This is a genomic window from Jiella marina (assembly GCF_024359545.1).
GTDB lineage: Bacteria > Pseudomonadota > Alphaproteobacteria > Rhizobiales > Rhizobiaceae > Jiella.
In genome coordinates this window covers 1-17,607 of sequence record NZ_JAKQZG010000011.1, presented here as the reverse complement: position 1 = coordinate 17,607, position 17,607 = coordinate 1, and the positions used below count along the sequence as shown (strand labels likewise).

Below are 17,607 nucleotides of genomic sequence, written 5' to 3'. Positions count from 1 at the left end.
TGCGAAGTGAATCAGTCTCGCGAAACAAATCGTTAACCATCGCCGGGTAGGTTCAAGACGTTCGGCGGCCACTGTGGCTTTTCCGCACTTGCCGCACGCCTCGTTTGGCAACAGGTTCCGAACGCACCGGCCGCAAACGCGTCGGGAATCCAAACTGCGGCATCAACCGTCAGGGACTGATAGGTAGTTATCATGAAGAAAATCGTTATCGCATCGGTCGCGTGCTTCGCTCTCGCAACCTTCGCTGGCTGCATGGGCAAGGGCATCGGCAAGGGCAAGGGCAAGGCCCCGGTCGCTGAGCCGGTCTACGCTGAGCCGGCCTACGTCACGAAGGGCTAATTTCCCTTCCAAGGCTTCGGGGGAGGTCGCCACGCGGCCTTCCCCGGCCTGACTGATCGGGCGAGCGAACAACGGTTCCGCGCCCTGCCGCAATGTCACACGAGTTGCGGCGAAGCTTGCGACGACGACGCGAAAACTCTTGGCTGACACGCCGATCGAGACGGGCGATTTGTCGCAGAACGATCCCGAAGAAAAGCGGTCACAGAACCGCCATGGGGTCGTAGGATTGGAAGGCGTCTGCTGCGTATTTCGGACTGAAGTCGTTGAACGGGCAAGACGTTTCGTTCACTGAGAAAGGCGGAACAATGCTTTCCTCCACCCTCCGGGTCGCGGGTGCGGCTCTTCTGTGCCTTGCGGTTGCCGGATGTAGCTCGACCGCCTCGCGGTCCACCAGCGCCGATTCAGGCCTCGTCCACAGCACCGCCTATGCTCCGGTCGAGGAGGCGACGGGCCAGTCGCGCATCGACAAGCCCTATTTCATCTCCTTCCGCGCCCGCAATGCGCTCAGCTACGGCCACAGCTTCGTGGTGTTCGGCAAGCTCGATGCCAATGGACGGGTGCCCTACGATGCGAACGGCGTGCTGATTCCCAGCATGACCGAGGTCGCGGGCCTCCATCCGGCCTCGACCAGCAACGTGCCCTACACGATCGGCCACGTTCTGCCGGTACCCTCCGAGACGGGCCCCAGTGACGGCGACACCGAACGCGCCTACATGACCGCCGAATGGACGGTCCCGCTTACGGCCTCACAGTATCAGGACGTCGTCGCCCATATCCGCGACCTTCAGGGGTCGAGCCCGCTCTGGCATGCCGTCGCCTACAATTGCAGCTCCTTCGTCGGCGACATCGCCAAGCACATGGGCTACCGGGTGCCGAACCACATGCTTTTCCCGCAGACCTATGTGGAAGAGCTTAAGGCAATGAACACCTGATTGCTGCGACCGCGCCGAGCACGCTGCGGCTCCGTCAGGTTTGCTGAAGCCCGGCCCGATCGGCCGGGCTTTCGTTTGTCCGGAGATGTTGCGGAAAGAGGCTGAAGATGCAGGGTGGACAAGGATGAGCGACGACACGCTCCTCTTCGAACTTCGCGGCAGGACGGCCTGGCTCACGCTCAACCGCCCGGACGCGATGAACGCGCTGACGCTCGACATGTATGAGCGGCTCGCCGAGCACTGCGAGGCGATCGAGGCGGGCGGGGATATCCGCTGCATGGTGATCGCCGGCGCCGGGGAGCGGGCATTCGCAGCCGGCACGGACATCAACGTTTTTCGCCAGGTGCGGGACGAGGCTGCAGTTCTGGCCTATGAAGCCCTCATGGACCGGGTGTTCGGCGCGATCGAGCGCTGTCCGGTCCCCGTCATCGCGGCGATGGCGGGAGCCGCGACCGGCGGCGGAGCGGCGATCGCCTGTGCAGCCGATATCCGGATTGCCACAGCCGATCTGCGCTTCGGCTTTCCCATCGCTCGCACCCTCGGCAATGCGCTTTCGATCGCCAACCTTTCCCGCCTCTGTGCCCTGGTGGGGGAGGGACGGGCGCGAGACATGCTGCTCACGAGCGAACTGATGAACGCCGAATCGGCACTGGCTGCCGGGCTCGTCAGCCGGCTTTGTCCCGATCGCGAGGCGCTGATCGCGGAAGCGCAGCGCCTAGCCGGGCAGATCGAGACGCTCAGCCCCGTCACGCTGGCCGCAACCAAGGACGCTCTTCTGCGACTGCGCATGGAGGGGAGCGGTGCTCAAGATCGCGACCTGATACTCAGAGCCTATATGAGCGAGGATTTCCGCGAGGCGGTGGAAGCCTTTTTCGAGAAGCGCCGGCCGGCTTTCAAGGGACGGTGATCGCCGCTGCCGCAGAACGGGTTTTCCTGATTCGGGATCGCCGCTATCACTGCGGCATGACCAAGCAATTCTATCGCCTCACCCTCGCCGTTCTCGTGATTCTCGCAGCAGTCGTGTCGCCGCGCGCCCAATCGCTCAACGCGGGTTTCCGGACGTTTCTCGAGCGGGACATCTGGCCGGCGGCCCGGGCGCGGGGCGTTCCGCGTCCGGTCTTCGAGGCGGCCTTTCGCAACGTCTCGCCCAACCTGAAGCTTCCCGATCTCGTCCTGCCCGGCGGCAAGAACACGGTCGAGGAGATCAACTTCCAGGCCGAGTTCAAGAATGGCGCAGATTATCTCTCCGAGGGCGCCGTGTCCGGCAACGCGGCGATCGCGCGCAAGCTCTATCAGCAGAACAGAACGCTGCTACAGCAGATCGAGGCGCGCTATGGCGTGCCGGCGCCGATCATCCTGGCGATCTGGGGCCGGGAATCGGCGTTTGGTCGGGCCAAGATCCCGATGAACGCGTTCGAGGTTCTGGGCACCAAGGCCTATCTGTCCCGTCGCAAGGACATGTTTCGAGAGGAACTTCTCGCCGCGCTCCAGATCGTCGCCGACGGCCATCTGAAGGTGGGGGAGATGAAGTCGTCCTGGGCCGGGGCGCTGGGTCAGCCGCAATTCATGCCCTCGAAGTTCCTGGCGCGCGCCGTCGATTTCGACGGCGACGGCCGCAAGGATATCTGGGGTTCGGTGCCCGACACCCTGGCCTCGATCGCGAACTATCTGAAGGAGGCTGGCTGGCAGACCGGGCGCGACTGGGGTTTCGAGGCGATCGTTCCGCCGAACGTCTCCTGCCGAAACGAGGGGCCGGATCGCGGCATTCCGATCGAGAGTTTCGTGGAGGCCGGCGTGCAGCGAGTCTCGGGACGTCCGTTCCCCGACCACGAGCGCGCGAGGCAGGGGCATCTGATGATGCCGGCCGGGCGTTTCGGCCCGGCCTTCATCGCGACGCCGAATTTCTACGTGATCAAGGAATACAACAATTCCGACCTCTACGCCCTGTTCGTCGGGCATGTCGCCGATCGCATCATCGGGGCAGGGCCGCTCAAGACAGGCTGGCAGAGGACGGATCGTCTCACCCGGGGCGATGTCTACCGCATGCAGAAGAAGCTGATCGCCCTCGGCCACGATGTCGGCGGAGCCGATGGTCTCGCCGGCTTCAAGACGCGCCGTTCGATCGGCGAAGCGGAAGCGCGGCTTGGCCTGCCCGAGACCTGCTGGCCGACGCGTGCGCTGGCGAACCGACTGTGAGGCCAACTCTCGGCTGGTAGGACTTTCTTAACGAGAGTTTCCAAAAGCTTTGGAGTGCGTTTTTCCGTCTCTATCGCAGGGCGGGAACCCGGGGTATTGGATTGAACGTGGAAAAGCCCAAGGAGAGCAGCGACTCCATTGGCGTTGCCGCGGCGGGAGTTGCCGGGGAGGCGACTCGGACGGTTCGGTCTCAAGACCGGACCGTCCATCCTTCCCCAGCACTTGGACCCGAGTGCCCTCGCGCAGTTTTTCGTTCTCAGATTTTCGGTGGTTCCTTGCCGGCCGTACGGCAGGCCGAGCGGAGCGTATTTGCCATCAGGAGCCCGATGGTCATCGGTCCGACACCGCCCGGAACGGGCGTGATGGCGCTGGCCTTCTCGGCGGCTTCGGAATAGTTCACGTCGCCGACGAGGCGGGTCTTGCCTTCGCCCTTTTCGGGTGCCGGGATCCGGTTGATGCCGACATCGATGACGACCGCGCCCTCCTTCACATACTCGCCGGTCAGCATCTCCGGGCGGCCCACGGCCGCGACCAGAATGTCGGCGCTGCGGCACATGGCCGGCAGATCCTTCGTGCGCGAATGGGCGATGGTCACTGTGGCATTGGCGGAAAGCAGAAGCTGCGCCATCGGCTTGCCGACGATGTTGGAGCGCCCGACGACAACCGCATGCTTGCCCGAAAGATCATCGCCCAGAACCTCGCGGATCAGGATCATCGAACCCGCCGGCGTACAGGGCACAAAGGCCTGGTCGAGCTGGCCCGTCGACAGGCGGCCGACATTGATCAGGTGAAAGCCGTCGACATCCTTGTCCGGGTCGATCGTCTGGATCACCTTGGCTTCGTCGATGTGGTCCGGCAGCGGCAATTGCACGAGAATGCCGTGGACGGACGGATCGGCGTTGAGGTCGCCGACGATCTTCAGAAGCGTCTCTTCGCTCGTCTCGGCGGGAAGCTCGTGCTTGATCGACTTGAAGCCGCATTCATTGGCGGTTCGAGCCTTCGAGCCGACATAGACCTGGCTTGCCGGATCCTCGCCGACGATGACGACCGCGAGCCCGGGCACGGTGCCCGTCTCTGCCGTCAGGGAGGCGGTGGCCTGTTTGACGGTCTCGATGATGCGCGCCGATACCGCCTTGCCGTCGATCCGCTTTGCCTCTGCCAAGATGAGCCTCCTCGTCTGTCCGTTTGCGATGAGCCCGGTCATAGAGGGGGGAGGAGCGAATGAAAAGCGGGCGAACCCGGTCGGAGGGTCCGCCCGCTTCAACTCCGAAAATGGAGCAGGTCAGGACTTGCGCACGATATCCCCGTGCGGGGTCCAGATCGTGCCGTCGATCTTGCCCCGCAGTTCGGGATAGTCGTCATTGTCGAACATCGGCTCCATGCCGCTCTTCTTCTGGCGGAAATAATCCTTCGTGAGCTTCGCGACCGTGCCGGAGAGCGCCACGATCGCGATGAGGTTGATCGTCGCCATCAGGCCCATGGAGGCGTCGGCGGTGTTGAACACCGTCCTGACCGACTGGACCGAGCCCCAGATCACCATCAGGAGCACGGCGATCCGCATGATCGTGAGCCCCACCTTGTTGCCGGCACCGAGAAAGGTCAGCGCGTTCTCCGAATAGGAGTAGTTGCCGATGATCGAGGTGAAGGCGAAGAAGAAGATCGCGATCGCGACGAAATAGGTGCCCCACTCGCCGGTATGCGCGGAAAGGGCGGTCTGGGTCAGTTCGGTGCCGGTGACGGCGTCGGGCCCGGCTTCGTAGACACCCGACAGGAGGATCATCAGCGCCGTCGCGGTACAGATCAGAAGCGTGTCGATGAAGACGCCAAGCCCCTGCACCAGACCCTGCGAGGAGGGGTGGTGCGGGTCGGGCGTCGCGACCGCGGCGATGTTCGGCGCCGAGCCCATGCCGGCTTCGTTGGAGAACAGGCCGCGCTTGACGCCGTTGAGCATGGCAGCGGCCAGGCCGCCCGTGACACCGCCGACGGCTTCCTCCAGGCCGAAGGCGTCCCGCACGATCAGCCACAGCATGGTGGGAACTTCGGTGATGTGGACCGCCAGGACATAGATCGCGACGAGGAGGTAGGCGACGGCCATGAACGGGACGATCACTTCCGCCACCCGAGCGATCGACCGGATGCCGCCGAAGATCACGATGCCGGCGAGAGCGGCAAGCACGATGCCGATCCAGTATTTCTCGAACCCGAAGGCGGCTTCGACAGCGTCTGCAATCGAATTCGCCTGAACCGCATTGAAGACGAGGCCGAAGGAGAGGATCAGGCAGATCGAAAACACCCCGCCGAGCCAGGGCAGGCCAAGCCCGTGCGAGATGTAGAAGGCCGGTCCGCCGCGATACTGCCCTTCGGCATTGCGCACCTTGTAGAGCTGGGCGAGGGTCGATTCCGCATAGGCCGTCGCCATGCCGACCAGTGCCACCATCCACATCCAGAAGATCGCGCCCGGACCGCCGAGGGTCAGCGCGACGGCGACACCGGCGAGATTGCCGGTGCCGACGCGGCTCGCCAGCGAGACCGTCAATGCCTGGATGGGCGTGATGCCTGCCTTGTCGGTCGAGCTGCTGCCCTTCACGACGCGAAAGAACTCGGGAAAATGGCGGAACTGGAGAAAGCCGAGCCTCAGCGTGAAGAAGACGCCAACCCCGAGCAGGCCGTAGATCAGGACGTAGCCCCAGAAGATGTTGTTCATGAAATCGATAATGGGGTCGATATACGCCATCCACGCGTCTCCGTTGCCGCCAGATCCCTGGCCGATTCCAATTGTGACAGGAATGAGATTGAGTGCAGGCGGCTAAATAGTCCATGCGCGCGGCCGAATTTTCCGGGAATCGGTGAGGACATCGCGCCTGCTCCGGTCCCGACTGAAGCCGGGTTCGGTTCAGGGAGCGGGCCTGGTTTTCAACGCGGTGGCCGCACGCCTTGGAGCACTTTGCGGGAGGACGACCCTGTCCAGGCGATCGCGCGTCCCGTCGATCAGGCGGACGGTGCCGTTGCCCCAGGACGAGCAGGGAACGAGCACGGCCGGCTGAAACTCCTGTGCCTCGGCGAAACGGATCTCGGGAAAGTGGACCAGTCCGCTCGGCGCGAAACCATCCTGTCCAAGCACCTCCAGGGTCAGGGTTTCGACGGGTCGGCGATCGCTCCTCACATAGGGGGCGCACTCCATGGTCGGGACGTGAAACCGTTCCAGGCCGAAGAATGGCCGCCATGATGGATCGCGCCTGGCGGAATCCCCATCGAAAAAGAAGGAATCGATGACGCCCTGATCGCGAAGATGCCAGAGATCGCGCAGCGACAGTTCGGCGAAGTGGAGCAAGCTCGGCTGGCCCGAAAACCGGATCGGATAGGCGGTGTTCGCAATCGGCTGGTCGTGCGGCGGAGCGGCGGCATCCACCTCTCGAGGAGGTGCGGGAAGAAAGGGAAGAGGTTCGACGGGCGGATTGCGCAAGGCGGCCGTGAAGGCGGCCATGTCGTCCACCCACATGAGGACGTTCTCGTAGAACTCCCAGCCCGCCGAAGGATCGGTGTCCGTCCGGGGGATTTCGAGTCGCTTGCCGCGGAAGAAGTCGAGCGCCGGCGAGGCGTCGAGATGAAGCGGGCGGCAGCCGGAAGCGTCCGCCGTCAGGCCGTCGAAGAAGCGGGGGATGTCCGTGAACTGCGCGGCCCCTCCGGGGACCGGGGCCTGGTCATAGGGATCGAAGAGCGCGATCTGACCGTCGGCATCGGCTCCGAACCAATAGGTCATCTGCGAGTGGGCAGCGGGATAGTCGGCGCGCGAGACTCTTTCCCGAGTACGACAATGGGTTTCAGGCAGCGCTGCGCCGACCGGCTGTGCGACCCGACCTCTGCTCTCGGTTCGAGACGCGGCAGCATCATCATGGGGGTGAAGCGTGATGTCTCTTGCAGTCGGCGCGTCGAGAGTTGCAGGGCCGCAATAGGCGAGATCGAGCGGCCGAAGGGCCTCGCTGAGGCCATGTGCATCCAGCGTTTCCAGCTTGCGCCGCGACGGTGTATAGGAGCACCAGCCGACACGCTTGTCCCAGCCGACCGAGGCGAAGCGGGGATCCATCTGGCAGCACTTCAGGCAACTCATGGATTGGAACGGGCGATCCTTGGCGATTTCCGCGATCGTCTCGAGCGCCATGAAGGCCTCGCCGCGCTCCGGCAGGAGGACGATGCGATCGCGGCCGATGCCGGCGTCCTCGACAAGCGCGGCTGCGCTTCGGGCGGCATCGACATGGGCATGAGGAACCAGAAGATTGATGCCGGAGGCAATCCCCGCTTCCTCCAGCGCTTTCACCTGCCGTATGACACGGCTCACCTCGCGCCTCACATGCGGAAAGTGGATGGAGACGTGGATCTTCTCGATCCCGGCTTTTGCAAGGGTCCGGATCCAGGCGGCATCGAGCAGCAGGCCGTTCGTGGTCAGTGAGCGAAAGAGCATGTGCCGCGTCGCGTCCAGAACGGCGAGCAGGCCTTCGAACTGCAGCGGTTCGCCGCCGCCGAACGAGACCGCCCTGGTTCCATGGGCTGCGCAGTCCGCGATGAAGGCGGTCAGTTCTTCGACTGTCCAGGAAACTTCGCCGTGGCGCGTGCTGTGATTGTAGCAGAACGGGCACCCCTTGTTGCAGCGATTGGTGAGTTCGATGGAGACGAGCTCCGGCACCGTCAAGGCCGGATCGCAGATCAATTCGCCGGCAAAGGCCATAGGCAAGGCTCCTTAGGACATCCGCGCGAGGCGCGAAGCGAAAGCGCCACTGTCACGCGGCGCGGGATCGCGAGACGCACCCAGCACCCGCCGCCAGCCCGATCCTATCTTTCGAGCGCGTCGGGAGCCATTGTCTTGAAAGGCCAAGTCGCCTAACGCTCGGGGGAAAGCAGGCGGGAAGGGGGAGACCCATGTACGAGATTCTGGTGAAGGCCCATGGTGGCCTGGCAATGCTGGCGCTACTCCTGACGCTCGCATGGGGCGGTGTCGCGCTGGCCACGCCATCCGCTGGGCAGGCGACGATGGGCGGCGTCAAGAAGGCCGTCTATATCGGCGCGGTCGCGCTCACGAGCCTCGTCGGGCTTCTCGGCCTGATCCTTGCGCTGATGGCGCCGGCCTGGTTCGGCGCGGTCTTCACCTGGGTCGGGATCGCCGTGCTCGTGGCCTATCCGATCGCCGGCGCCCGCAGCCGGCGGGCGCTTGCCGCCGGCAGCAAGGGCATGGCGGCAGGACTGTCAGTGCTCATGCTCGTCCTCGTCGCCATCACCTACTGGCTCATGCTCGCCAAGCCGTTCTGAAGAAACGCATTCCAATTGAAAAAAAGGCGGACCCACGTTCGGGCCCGCCCTTTTTTTGTATTTCAGCCCGAATCTGAATCCTCATGCGGCGAGGTCCGCGGCAACCTCCTCGCCGTTCACCTTCACCTGCGTCGGCAGACCCATCTTGCCGAGGAGCTCAAGGAAGGGCTTCGGCGGCAGGTCCTCGACATTGACCATCTTCTTCACGTCCCAGGTGCCGTCGGCGATCAGAAGAGCCGCAGCCACCGGCGGCACGCCGGCGGTGTAGCTGATCCCCTGGCTGCCCACTTCTTCATAGGCCACCTTGTGGTCGGCGACGTTGTAGATGAAGACTTCGGCGTCCTTGCCGTCCCTCTTGCCCTTCACGAGATCGCCGATGCAGGTGTTGCCCTCATATTCGGGTGCCAGCGAGGCGGGGTCGGGGAGGCAGGCCTTCACGACCTTCAGCGGGACGACCTGCTGGCCCTCGGCGGTCTCGATCGGCTGCTCCGACAAGAGGCCGAGGTTCTTCAGAACCGTGAACACCTGCACATAGCGTTCGCCGAAGCCCATCCAGAACCGGACGTCGGCCTGCGGATAGCGGGCCGAGAGCGAATGGATCTCGTCATGCCCGGTCATGTAGGTCGGCCGCTTGCCGACCACCGGCAGATCCCATTCGCGCGGGATCTCGAACATCTGGTTGGTCTGCCAGGCGCCGTTCTGCCAGGAATAGACGACACCGGTGAACTCGCGGAAATTGATCTCCGGGTCGAAATTCGTCGCGAACCACTTGCCGTGGGTGCCGGCGTTGACGTCGACGATGTCGATCGAGGTGATCTCGTCGAGATACTCGTCTTCGGCGAGCCTTGCATAGGCGTTGACGACGCCCGGATCGAACCCCGCGCCGAGGATCGCGGTGATGCCGGCCTTCTCGACCTCGTCCCGCCGCTTCCATTCGTAATTGCCGTACCAGGGCGGCGTCTCGCAGATCTTCAGGGGATCCTCGTGGATCGCCGTGTCGATATAGGCGGCGCCCGTCTGGATACAGGCCGAGAGCACCGGCATGTTGACGAAGGCCGAACCCACATTGATGACGATCTTCGCGCCGGTCTTCTCGATAAGCGCCGCCGTTGCTGCGACATCCGTGGCGTCGAGTTGATGCGGCTGGAAGACGCCGTCCTGTTTCATGGCGCCCTTGTCGCGCACGGACTGGACGATCGCCTCGCATTTCGAGACCGTGCGCGAGGCGATGTGAAGATCGCCGAAACGGTCGTTGTTCTGGGCGCATTTATGCGCCACCACCTGCGCCACGCCGCCGGCGCCGATGATCAGGACGTTGGATTTCATGAGGCCTGGATCTCCCCGCAAAGGCTCGTTTCGCCTATGAAAGGCTTCGTTCGTAGTCTTCGTAAGAAAACTCGCGGGCCACGCGAACCGTGCCGTCGAGTTCTTTCACCGCGATCGCCGGCATGGCGACGCCGTTGAACCAGTTCTTCTTGACCATGGTGTAACCGGCTGCATCCTGAATGGAGATGCGATCGCCGATTTCCAAGGGGCGCTCGAAGGAAAACTCGCCGAACACGTCTCCGGCGAGGCAGGATTTGCCGCAGATCATGATGCGATGATCGCCGGTGTTCGGCCCCATCTTCGCGCTCTCGCGGTAGATCAGTAGGTCGAGCATATGGGCTTCGACCGAGGAATCGACGATCGCCAGCTCCTTGCCGTTGAAGAGCCGGTCGAGCACCGTGACTTCCAGCGTCGTCGTCCTGGTGATCGCCGCTTCCCCGGGCTCCAGATAGACCTGGACGCCATAGGTCTCGGCGAAGGCCCTCAGCCGGCGGCTGAAGGCTTCGACTGGATAATCCTTGCCGGTGAAATGAATGCCGCCGCCGAGGCTCACCCAGTTCACCTTGTGAAACAGATGACCGAACTTTTCCTCGATCTGGCCCAGCATGCGGTCGAACAGCGCGAAATCCGCGTTCTCGCAGTTGTTGTGGACCATGAAGCCGGAAATCTTGTCGATGACGCCGGCGACCTTCTCCGCGTCCCATTCGCCGAGCCGCGAGAAGGGGCGAGCCGGGTCGGCGAGATCGAATTCCGAGGTGCTGACGCCCGGATTGAGGCGCAGGCCGCGGATGAGGTTAGCGCTCTGGGCCTCGAAGCGCGTCAGCTGGGAAATCGAGTTGAAGATGATCTTGTCGGCATGGCAGACGACTTCGTCGATCTCGTGATCGGCATAGGCGACCGAATAGGCGTGGGTCTCGCCGCCGAACCGGGTCTGTCCGAGGCGCACCTCGTTCAGCGAGGACGAGGTGGTGCCGTCCATGTGCTCGGACATCAGGTCGAACACCGCCCATGAGGCGAAGCATTTCAGCGCCAGCAGGACCTTGGCGCCGGACTCTTTTCGCACGCGGTCCATGACGCGCATGTTTTCAACAAGCCGCGCCTTGTCGATCAGATAATAGGGTGTCCGAAGCTCGGCCATCGCCCGCCCGCATCGCTTGTCTTCGTCCAGAAGCCGGGCCGCTGTCTAGGCGAGGGGGCCCGGGGATGCAAGGTCGGGAGGCAGATGGCGTGGAAAGTGTTCAGATGAGCCCGACCGCGCCGAAGATCACCGAAAGGATCAGCCAACTCCAGCCTGCCGCCATCACGGCCGCGCCGGACAGGGAGATGCCGAGAATGGTTCGGTCGAACAGGGAGCGGTCGGAATAGGTTGCGATCTGAGACAACATGCTTCTTTCCTCCTCCGGAGATCATCTCTCGAAGGCCTGAGTGCAAAGCCCAGAGCGGTTTCGGCAAAGGGGCTCGGCGATGATTTTGGAAGTGGGAGCAGATTACGGGCGCGAGCTTGCGCTGGGCTCGCCAAGGCGCTGAGAAGGCAGGCGAAAGTGGATCGCGCTGGACAGTTCATGGACACGGTGAGAATATACCGATAAATTATCGATGAATTATATATCAGGATGAGGTGCCTCCATGCAGGGCGAAGGTCAGAACGGTTCGGCGGCCGGGCGCTGGGATTTCTTCATCGATCGCGGGGGCACCTTCACCGACGTCATCGGTCGCGATCCGGAAGGTGTTCTCCACCCCCGCAAGCTGCTGTCGGAAAACCCCGGTGCCTATGACGACGCGGCGCTGGAAGGCATTCGCCAGACCCTCGGAGTCATGACCGGTGCCGCCATTCCGCCCATGCGCATCGGCACGGTGCGCATGGGCACCACGGTTGCGACCAACGCGCTGCTGGAGCGCAAGGGCGACCGCACGCTTCTCCTGATCACGCGCGGCTTCCGCGACGCCTTGCGCATCGCCTATCAGGCCCGACCGGACATCTTCGCCAAGGAAATCATCCTGCCCGAACAGCTTTATGAGCGCGTCGCCGAGGTGCCGGAGCGCGTGCTTGCGGACGGGACGGTAGAGGTGGCGCTCGACGAGGCGCAAGCGCTCGAGGCATTGCAAGCCGCAAAGGCAGACGGGATCGACGCTGTCGCCATCGTCTTCATGCATTCCTGGCGCTATCCGGAGCACGAGGGGCGGGCGAAGACGCTCGCCGAAAGCGCCGGTTTTCGGCAGATCTCCGTGAGCCACGAGGTCTCGCCTTTGGTGAAGCTCGTCGGGCGCGGCGACACGACGGTGGTCGACGCCTATCTGACGCCGATCCTGAGGCGCTATGTGGACAAGGTCGCGAGCGCGCTCGGCGCCGAGACGGGCGACGAGGATGCCCCCTCACTGCAGTTCATGATGTCATCGGGGGGGCTGACGGCAGCCGAGATGTTCCAGGGCAAGGACGCGATCCTGTCCGGCCCGGCCGGCGGCGTCGTCGGCATGGCGGAAACCGCAAAGATCGCGGGCTTCGACAAGGTGATCGGCTTCGACATGGGCGGCACCTCGACCGACGTCACCCATTATGCCGGCTCCTACGAGCGCGCGCTCGATTCCGAAGTCGCCGGCGTGCGCATCCGCGCGCCAATGCTGCGCATTCATACGGTCGCGGCAGGCGGCGGCTCGATCCTGTCCGTCGATCAGGGGCGCTTTCAGGTCGGCCCGGCCTCGGCCGGCGCCCATCCCGGTCCCGCCGCCTATGGCAAGGGCGGACCGCTGACGGTAACGGATGCCAACGTCATGCTCGGCAAGCTGAAGCCGGAACTCTTTCCCGCTGTCTTCGGGCCGAACCAGGATCAGCCGCTCGACGTGGATGTGGTGCGCCAGAAATTCGGCGAACTGGCCGAGCGGCTGGGGGACGGGCGCAGCCCGGAGGACATTGCCGAGGGGTTCCTCACCATCGCCGTCGAGAACATGGCGAACGCCATCAAGAAGATCTCTGTCCAGCGCGGCTACGACGTCTCGAAATATCTTCTGAATTCCTTCGGCGGCGCCGGCGGCCAGCATGCCTGCCTCGTCGCCGACGCCCTGTCGATGGAGAGCGTGCTCGTTCATCCGATGTCGGGCCTCTTGTCGGCCTACGGCATTGGCTTGTCATCGCTCTTCGCCAGCCGCTCCCAGGCGCTGGTGACGCCGCTTGCCGACGACGCGAAGTCCGAGATCGAACGTCTGGCCGAGCGTCTGGCGGGTGAAACGGCTCAGGAGATCGAAGCGCAAGGCGTCGCGCCCGGTGGCCATGCGACGGAAGTGCTCCTGCAACTCCGCTATGACGGCACCGACACGACGCTTCCCGTCCCCTATGACGGATCCATCGAAAACGCCCGCGCGGGCTTCGAAGCGGCGCACAAGGCGCAGTTCGGTTTCGTCTATCCTGGTCGCGCGATCACGGTCGAGACCGTGTCTGTCGAGACCACGGAAACGCCCGAGGACAAGACCGGCGAGCCGGCCCTGACCAAGGAAGCTTCGAACGAGGCGGAGGCCGGAACAGGCGCCTTCTTCACCGACGGAAGCGAGCGCGAAGCCACCATCATCCGCCGCGAGCATTTCGGTCCCGGAGCCAAGGTGAAGGGCCCGGCGCTGATCGTCGAGCCGAACCAGACCATCGTCGTCGAGCCGGGCTGGGCGGCGGAAGCGACACCGGCGAACGACGTGCTCCTGACCCGCGTCGAGGCGAAGCCGCGCCTTGCAGCTCTCGGGACGGGAGGTGGCAAGGAAGGCAAGGGCGCCGATCCGGTGCTCCTCGAAGTCTTCAACAATCTCTTCATGTCGATCGCCGAGCAGATGGGCGTGACCCTCCAGAACACGGCGTCCTCGGTCAACATCAAGGAACGGCTCGACTTCTCCTGCGCGGTCTTCGACGCCAAGGGCGCACTCGTCGCCAATGCGCCCCACATGCCGGTGCATCTCGGCTCCATGGACCGCTCGGTCGAAGCGATCATCGCCCAGAACGAGGGGCAAATCCGGCCGGGCGACGTCTTCGCGCTGAACGCGCCCTATAATGGCGGCACGCATCTGCCGGACATCACGGTGGTGACGCCGGTGTTTTCGGATTTGGCGGATAGTGCAAGCACCCCACCTCCCCCTCGTGGGGAGGTCGCCGCGGAGCGGCGGGTGGGGGGAGAGCCCGCGCAGGAGACCCCCACCCCGGACCTACGGTCCGACCCTCCCCACAAGGGGAAGGGTGGGCAACCCCGCATCCTCTTCTACGTCGCCTCCCGCGGCCATCACGCCGATGTCGGCGGCGTCGCACCGGGCTCGATGACCCCGCGTGCCACCAAGGTCGATGAAGAAGGCGTGCTGATCGACAATCTGAAGCTCGTCGACCAAGGCGAATTCCAGGAAGAGAAACTCCGCCGCGTTCTCACCAACCATTCCTATCCCGCGCGCAACCCCGAGCAGAACATCGCCGATCTCAAGGCGCAGATCGCGGCGAACGAAAAGGGCGTCGCCGAACTCGGCAAGATGGTCGAGACCTTCGGGCTCGACGTCGTCCAGGCCTATATGGATTTTGTCCAGGACAACGCGGCCGAAGCCGTGCGCGAGTTGATCGACACGCTCGAAGACTGCGCCTTCGAATATCCGACCGACACCGGCCAAGTGATCAAGGTGAAGGTCTCGGTCGACAAGGCGAAGCGCGAAGCGACGGTGGATTTCACCGGGACTTCTGAATCCCGCGAGAACAATTTCAACGCCCCCGAACCGGTGACCCGAGCCGCGGTCCTCTACGTCTTCCGGGTGATGGTCGAAAAGCCGATCCCGATGAATGCCGGCTGCCTCAGGCCCGTGACGATCGTCGTGCCCGATGGCTCGATGCTGAAGCCCGAGTACCCGGCGGCCGTCGTCGCCGGCAATGTCGAAACCTCCCAGCACGTCACCAATGCGCTGTTCGCTGCCTTCGGCGCGCTTTCCAATTCCGAAGGGACGATGAACAACCTGACGTTTGGAAACGACCGCTACCAATACTATGAGACGATCTGTTCCGGCTCACCGGCGGGCCGGATGAATGACGGCCGGACGTTCGCCGGAACGGCCGGTGTCCACGTCCACATGACAAATTCCCGGCTCACCGATCCGGAAATTCTCGAAATGCGCTATCCGGTGGTGCTCGAGGACTTTCACATCCGCAAAGGTTCGGGCGGCGACGGCGACAAGCGCGGGGGCGACGGCACGAAGCGCACGATCCGGTTTCTCGAAGAGATGGACTGCGCGATCCTGTCCTCCCACCGGTCTTTGCCACCGCGGGGAATCGCCGGAGGAGCGGACGGCGCGACGGGCCGCACCGAGGTGCGGCGGCGCGACGGCCGCGTGGAGGCGCTAGCCGCCTGCGACCAGACGTCGCTTGCTGCCGGTGAGGCGGTGATCGTCACCACGCCGACGTCTGGCGGTTATGGGAGAGCGTAGCAACGCTCCAAAAGGGCCAGAGAGCTTGGCTAATAGCGGAGCCGAAGAGCAGTTTTCGCTCCGCCAAGAGAAGCTTCGACTGTCCCAGCTTTCATCAGCCAGAATGCTAGTTTCGACTGCAATCAAATTAAAATTTCAAAGCAGATTTCCGCGATGAAATCGAAGTAGAATCTTCATTCTTTTCCCCAAATCTCGGATTGCTTCTGCCCGCCACATACGGGTGATAGTAAATCTCACGAACGATATCTGCATGAAAATGCCGAGAGGGGAAACTGAATGATGAATGGCAAATCTGTGCTTGGCGCCGTGGCCGCGCTGGCTTTCGCAACGACGGCCTTCGCCGCCGGTCCGCATGAGGCGCCGGTTCTCGATGTGGTGAACGGCAAGCTCAAGGCCGTCTTGACCGATCCCGTCCTGGTTTCCGCGATCAAGGCGCAGAACGCGAAGACCGTGTCCTATTCCCAGGCCGATATCGACGCGCTGGACCAGAAATGGCGCGCCGAGGTCGATGCCGGCGGCGGCGAGCTGATCGACGAGACGCTCCAGTCGGCGGCCTCGAAATATCTCCAGAAGGTGCGCGACGACGAACAGGGCCTCCTGACCGAGGTCTTCGTCATGGATGCGCGCGGTCTCAATGTCGGCCAGAGCGATCCGACCTCGGACTACTGGCAGGGCGACGAGGCCAAGTGGCAGAAGACTTTCGGCACCGGTGGCGAGGCTGTCTTCGTGGACGAGATCGAACAGGACGAATCCACGCAGATGCTGCAGTCCCAGGCGAGCTTCACCATCCTCGATCCAGAGACGGGCGAGGCGATCGGCGCCGCGACGGTCGGCGTCAATCTGGACATGCTCGACCTCTGAGCGGGCTCCTCGAGGGCATAGAACAGCGCCGATGCGCAGGCCGAGAAAGCCGGACGCGCGTCGGCGCATGAGCGGCCAGCCGCGCCGCACCTCATTTTCGCGCGAACCGTAATACGCGTCCGCCACCGGTGTCGGGTCGTCCCGCCGGTGTGGACGGCTCGGTGCTTATGACAACAGGCGTTACCCCATGTCGAAAACTTCGAACACTTCATCCGGCCTGCGCTCGCTCACCGTGAAAGCGGCGGCCGTGACCGTCATTCCGGTCCTGGTCGGGATTGCCGCTCTGGTCGCTCTCGAGCTGCAGCAGTTGAAAAGCAGTCTCTACGGACAGGCCGAGGGATCGGTGGGGATCATCGTCGGCCAGATGGCCGAGCAGATGGCGGGCGGCGTGAAATGGGGCAAGACCGAAGTCGTCGAGAATGTCTATGCAGAACTGGCCGCTGACAAGGCGAGCGGATTGTCGGATGTGCTCGTACTCGATCGCGATGGCGCGCCGTTGACGAGCTTCGCCCATGAGGAACTGCCGAGCGTTGGCGATCTCACCGTTGTCTCGGACGGTGTGGAGAATGTGAGGTCCACCTGGAGCGACGGGCATTTCATTGTCGCCACACCTATCGGCGGAACCGAAAAGCCGATCGGTACGCTCGTGACAGCCTGGGATTTCTCCCATCTGGAAGCGACAGCGGACCAGAAGATCGTGCATGGCACTTTAATCGGCGCGGTCATCGCCGCCTTTGTGGTCGGGATCGTCGTCTTTTTCTTGCGACGCAGCGTCACCGGTCCGATCCGTCAGACGACTGAAGTCATGTCCGCCCTGGCGGCCGGCGACAAGACGATCGCGGTTCCCCATCTCGGGCGCGGCGACGAGATCGGGTCGATGGCTGCCGCGGTGCAGACCTTCAAGGCGCAGGCGATCGAGCAGGAGCGTCTGGAGAAGGAGGCGGAAGCCTCCCGCATCAGCCAGGAAGAGGCCAAGCAGCGTCAGGCGGCGCTCGACAACGCCAAGGCGGAAGACCTGCGGGTCTTCGTCGGAATGGTCGAGGCGGGCTTCGACCGGCTCTCCTCCGGCGACCTGACGGTTCGCATGTCGGGCAAGATTGCGCCGGAATTCGAACCGATCCGGGCGAAGTTCAACGCTTCGGTGGAGGCGCTCGAAGGGGCGATCGGCCATGTGGTCGGCACGATCGGGGCGATCCGCACCGGCCTTTCGGAAATCAACGTC

At 63.7% G+C, this 17,607-nt stretch carries 14 protein-coding genes; 8 read left to right on the top strand and 6 right to left on the bottom strand.

Going from position 1 to position 17,607, the window contains the following annotated elements:
• Nucleotides 1-192: 192 nt before the first annotated feature.
• The 4 genes from MF134_RS17410 to MF134_RS17395 all read left to right on the top strand — a co-directional run bounded on the left by MF134_RS17410 (nt 193) and on the right by MF134_RS17395 (nt 3,467).
• Nucleotides 193-339, top strand: a complete 147-nt coding sequence (locus MF134_RS17410; protein WP_255340755.1) for an ABC transporter — start codon at nt 193-195, stop codon at nt 337-339.
• A 305-nt stretch (nt 340-644) separates the two neighbouring features.
• Nucleotides 645-1,271: a hypothetical protein gene (locus MF134_RS17405; protein ID WP_255340754.1), complete on the top strand. Its 627-nt coding sequence runs from the start codon at nt 645-647 to the stop codon at nt 1,269-1,271.
• Nucleotides 1,272-1,395: 124 nt separating this feature from the next.
• Nucleotides 1,396-2,178 carry an enoyl-CoA hydratase gene (locus MF134_RS17400; protein WP_255340753.1) on the top strand — a complete coding sequence of 261 codons (783 nt, stop codon included), beginning with the start codon at nt 1,396-1,398 and terminating at the stop codon, nt 2,176-2,178.
• Complete coding sequence (locus tag MF134_RS17395; protein ID WP_255340752.1) at nt 2,175-3,467, top strand: lytic murein transglycosylase; 1,293 nt, start codon at nt 2,175-2,177, stop codon at nt 3,465-3,467. The genes MF134_RS17400 and MF134_RS17395 overlap by 4 nt, the downstream gene beginning before the upstream one ends.
• Nucleotides 3,468-3,723: 256 nt before the next feature.
• On the opposite strand, the gene folD is transcribed toward MF134_RS17395, so the two are convergent.
• From folD to MF134_RS17380, 3 genes are all read right to left on the bottom strand, one after another.
• On the bottom strand, nt 3,724-4,629 hold the full coding sequence (gene folD / locus MF134_RS17390; protein ID WP_255340751.1) for a bifunctional methylenetetrahydrofolate dehydrogenase/methenyltetrahydrofolate cyclohydrolase FolD: 906 nt from the start codon (nt 4,627-4,629) through the stop codon (nt 3,724-3,726).
• Nucleotides 4,630-4,749: 120 nt separating this feature from the next.
• Nucleotides 4,750-6,201 (bottom strand): alanine/glycine:cation symporter family protein, encoded by a 1,452-nt coding sequence (locus MF134_RS17385; protein WP_304363808.1) that lies wholly within the window; start codon nt 6,199-6,201, stop codon nt 4,750-4,752.
• A gap of 159 nt (nt 6,202-6,360) precedes the next feature.
• Nucleotides 6,361-8,190: a radical SAM protein gene (locus MF134_RS17380; protein WP_255340750.1), complete on the bottom strand. Its 1,830-nt coding sequence runs from the start codon at nt 8,188-8,190 to the stop codon at nt 6,361-6,363.
• Nucleotides 8,191-8,381: 191 nt separating this feature from the next.
• Here MF134_RS17380 and MF134_RS17375 point away from each other — a divergent pair, with 191 nt between their 5' ends.
• Nucleotides 8,382-8,768 (top strand): hypothetical protein, encoded by a 387-nt coding sequence (locus MF134_RS17375; protein WP_255340749.1) that lies wholly within the window; start codon nt 8,382-8,384, stop codon nt 8,766-8,768.
• 81 nt (nt 8,769-8,849) lie between these two features.
• Here MF134_RS17375 and MF134_RS17370 read toward each other — a convergent pair whose 3' ends face one another.
• The 3 genes from MF134_RS17370 to MF134_RS17360 form a co-directional block, all read right to left on the bottom strand.
• The gene (locus MF134_RS17370; protein ID WP_255340748.1) at nt 8,850-10,094 is read right to left on the bottom strand and encodes a saccharopine dehydrogenase family protein; all 1,245 of its coding nucleotides are present in this window, start codon (nt 10,092-10,094) and stop codon (nt 8,850-8,852) included.
• Nucleotides 10,095-10,128: 34 nt separating this feature from the next.
• Nucleotides 10,129-11,232, bottom strand: a complete 1,104-nt coding sequence (locus MF134_RS17365; protein WP_255340747.1) for a carboxynorspermidine decarboxylase — start codon at nt 11,230-11,232, stop codon at nt 10,129-10,131.
• Nucleotides 11,233-11,332: 100 nt separating this feature from the next.
• Nucleotides 11,333-11,479, bottom strand: coding sequence for a hypothetical protein (locus MF134_RS17360; RefSeq protein ID WP_255340746.1), 147 nt, complete (start codon nt 11,477-11,479; stop codon nt 11,333-11,335).
• A 241-nt stretch (nt 11,480-11,720) separates the two neighbouring features.
• Between MF134_RS17360 and MF134_RS17355 the strand changes: the two genes are divergently transcribed.
• The 3 genes from MF134_RS17355 to MF134_RS17345 form a co-directional block, all read left to right on the top strand.
• Nucleotides 11,721-15,524 (top strand): hydantoinase B/oxoprolinase family protein, encoded by a 3,804-nt coding sequence (locus MF134_RS17355; protein WP_255340745.1) that lies wholly within the window; start codon nt 11,721-11,723, stop codon nt 15,522-15,524.
• 279 nt (nt 15,525-15,803) lie between these two features.
• Nucleotides 15,804-16,385, top strand: a complete 582-nt coding sequence (locus MF134_RS17350; protein WP_255340744.1) for a hypothetical protein — start codon at nt 15,804-15,806, stop codon at nt 16,383-16,385.
• Between the two features lie 187 nt (nt 16,386-16,572).
• The coding region (locus MF134_RS17345) for a HAMP domain-containing protein (protein WP_255340743.1) at nt 16,573-17,607 on the top strand (1,035 nt) is incomplete at its 3' end.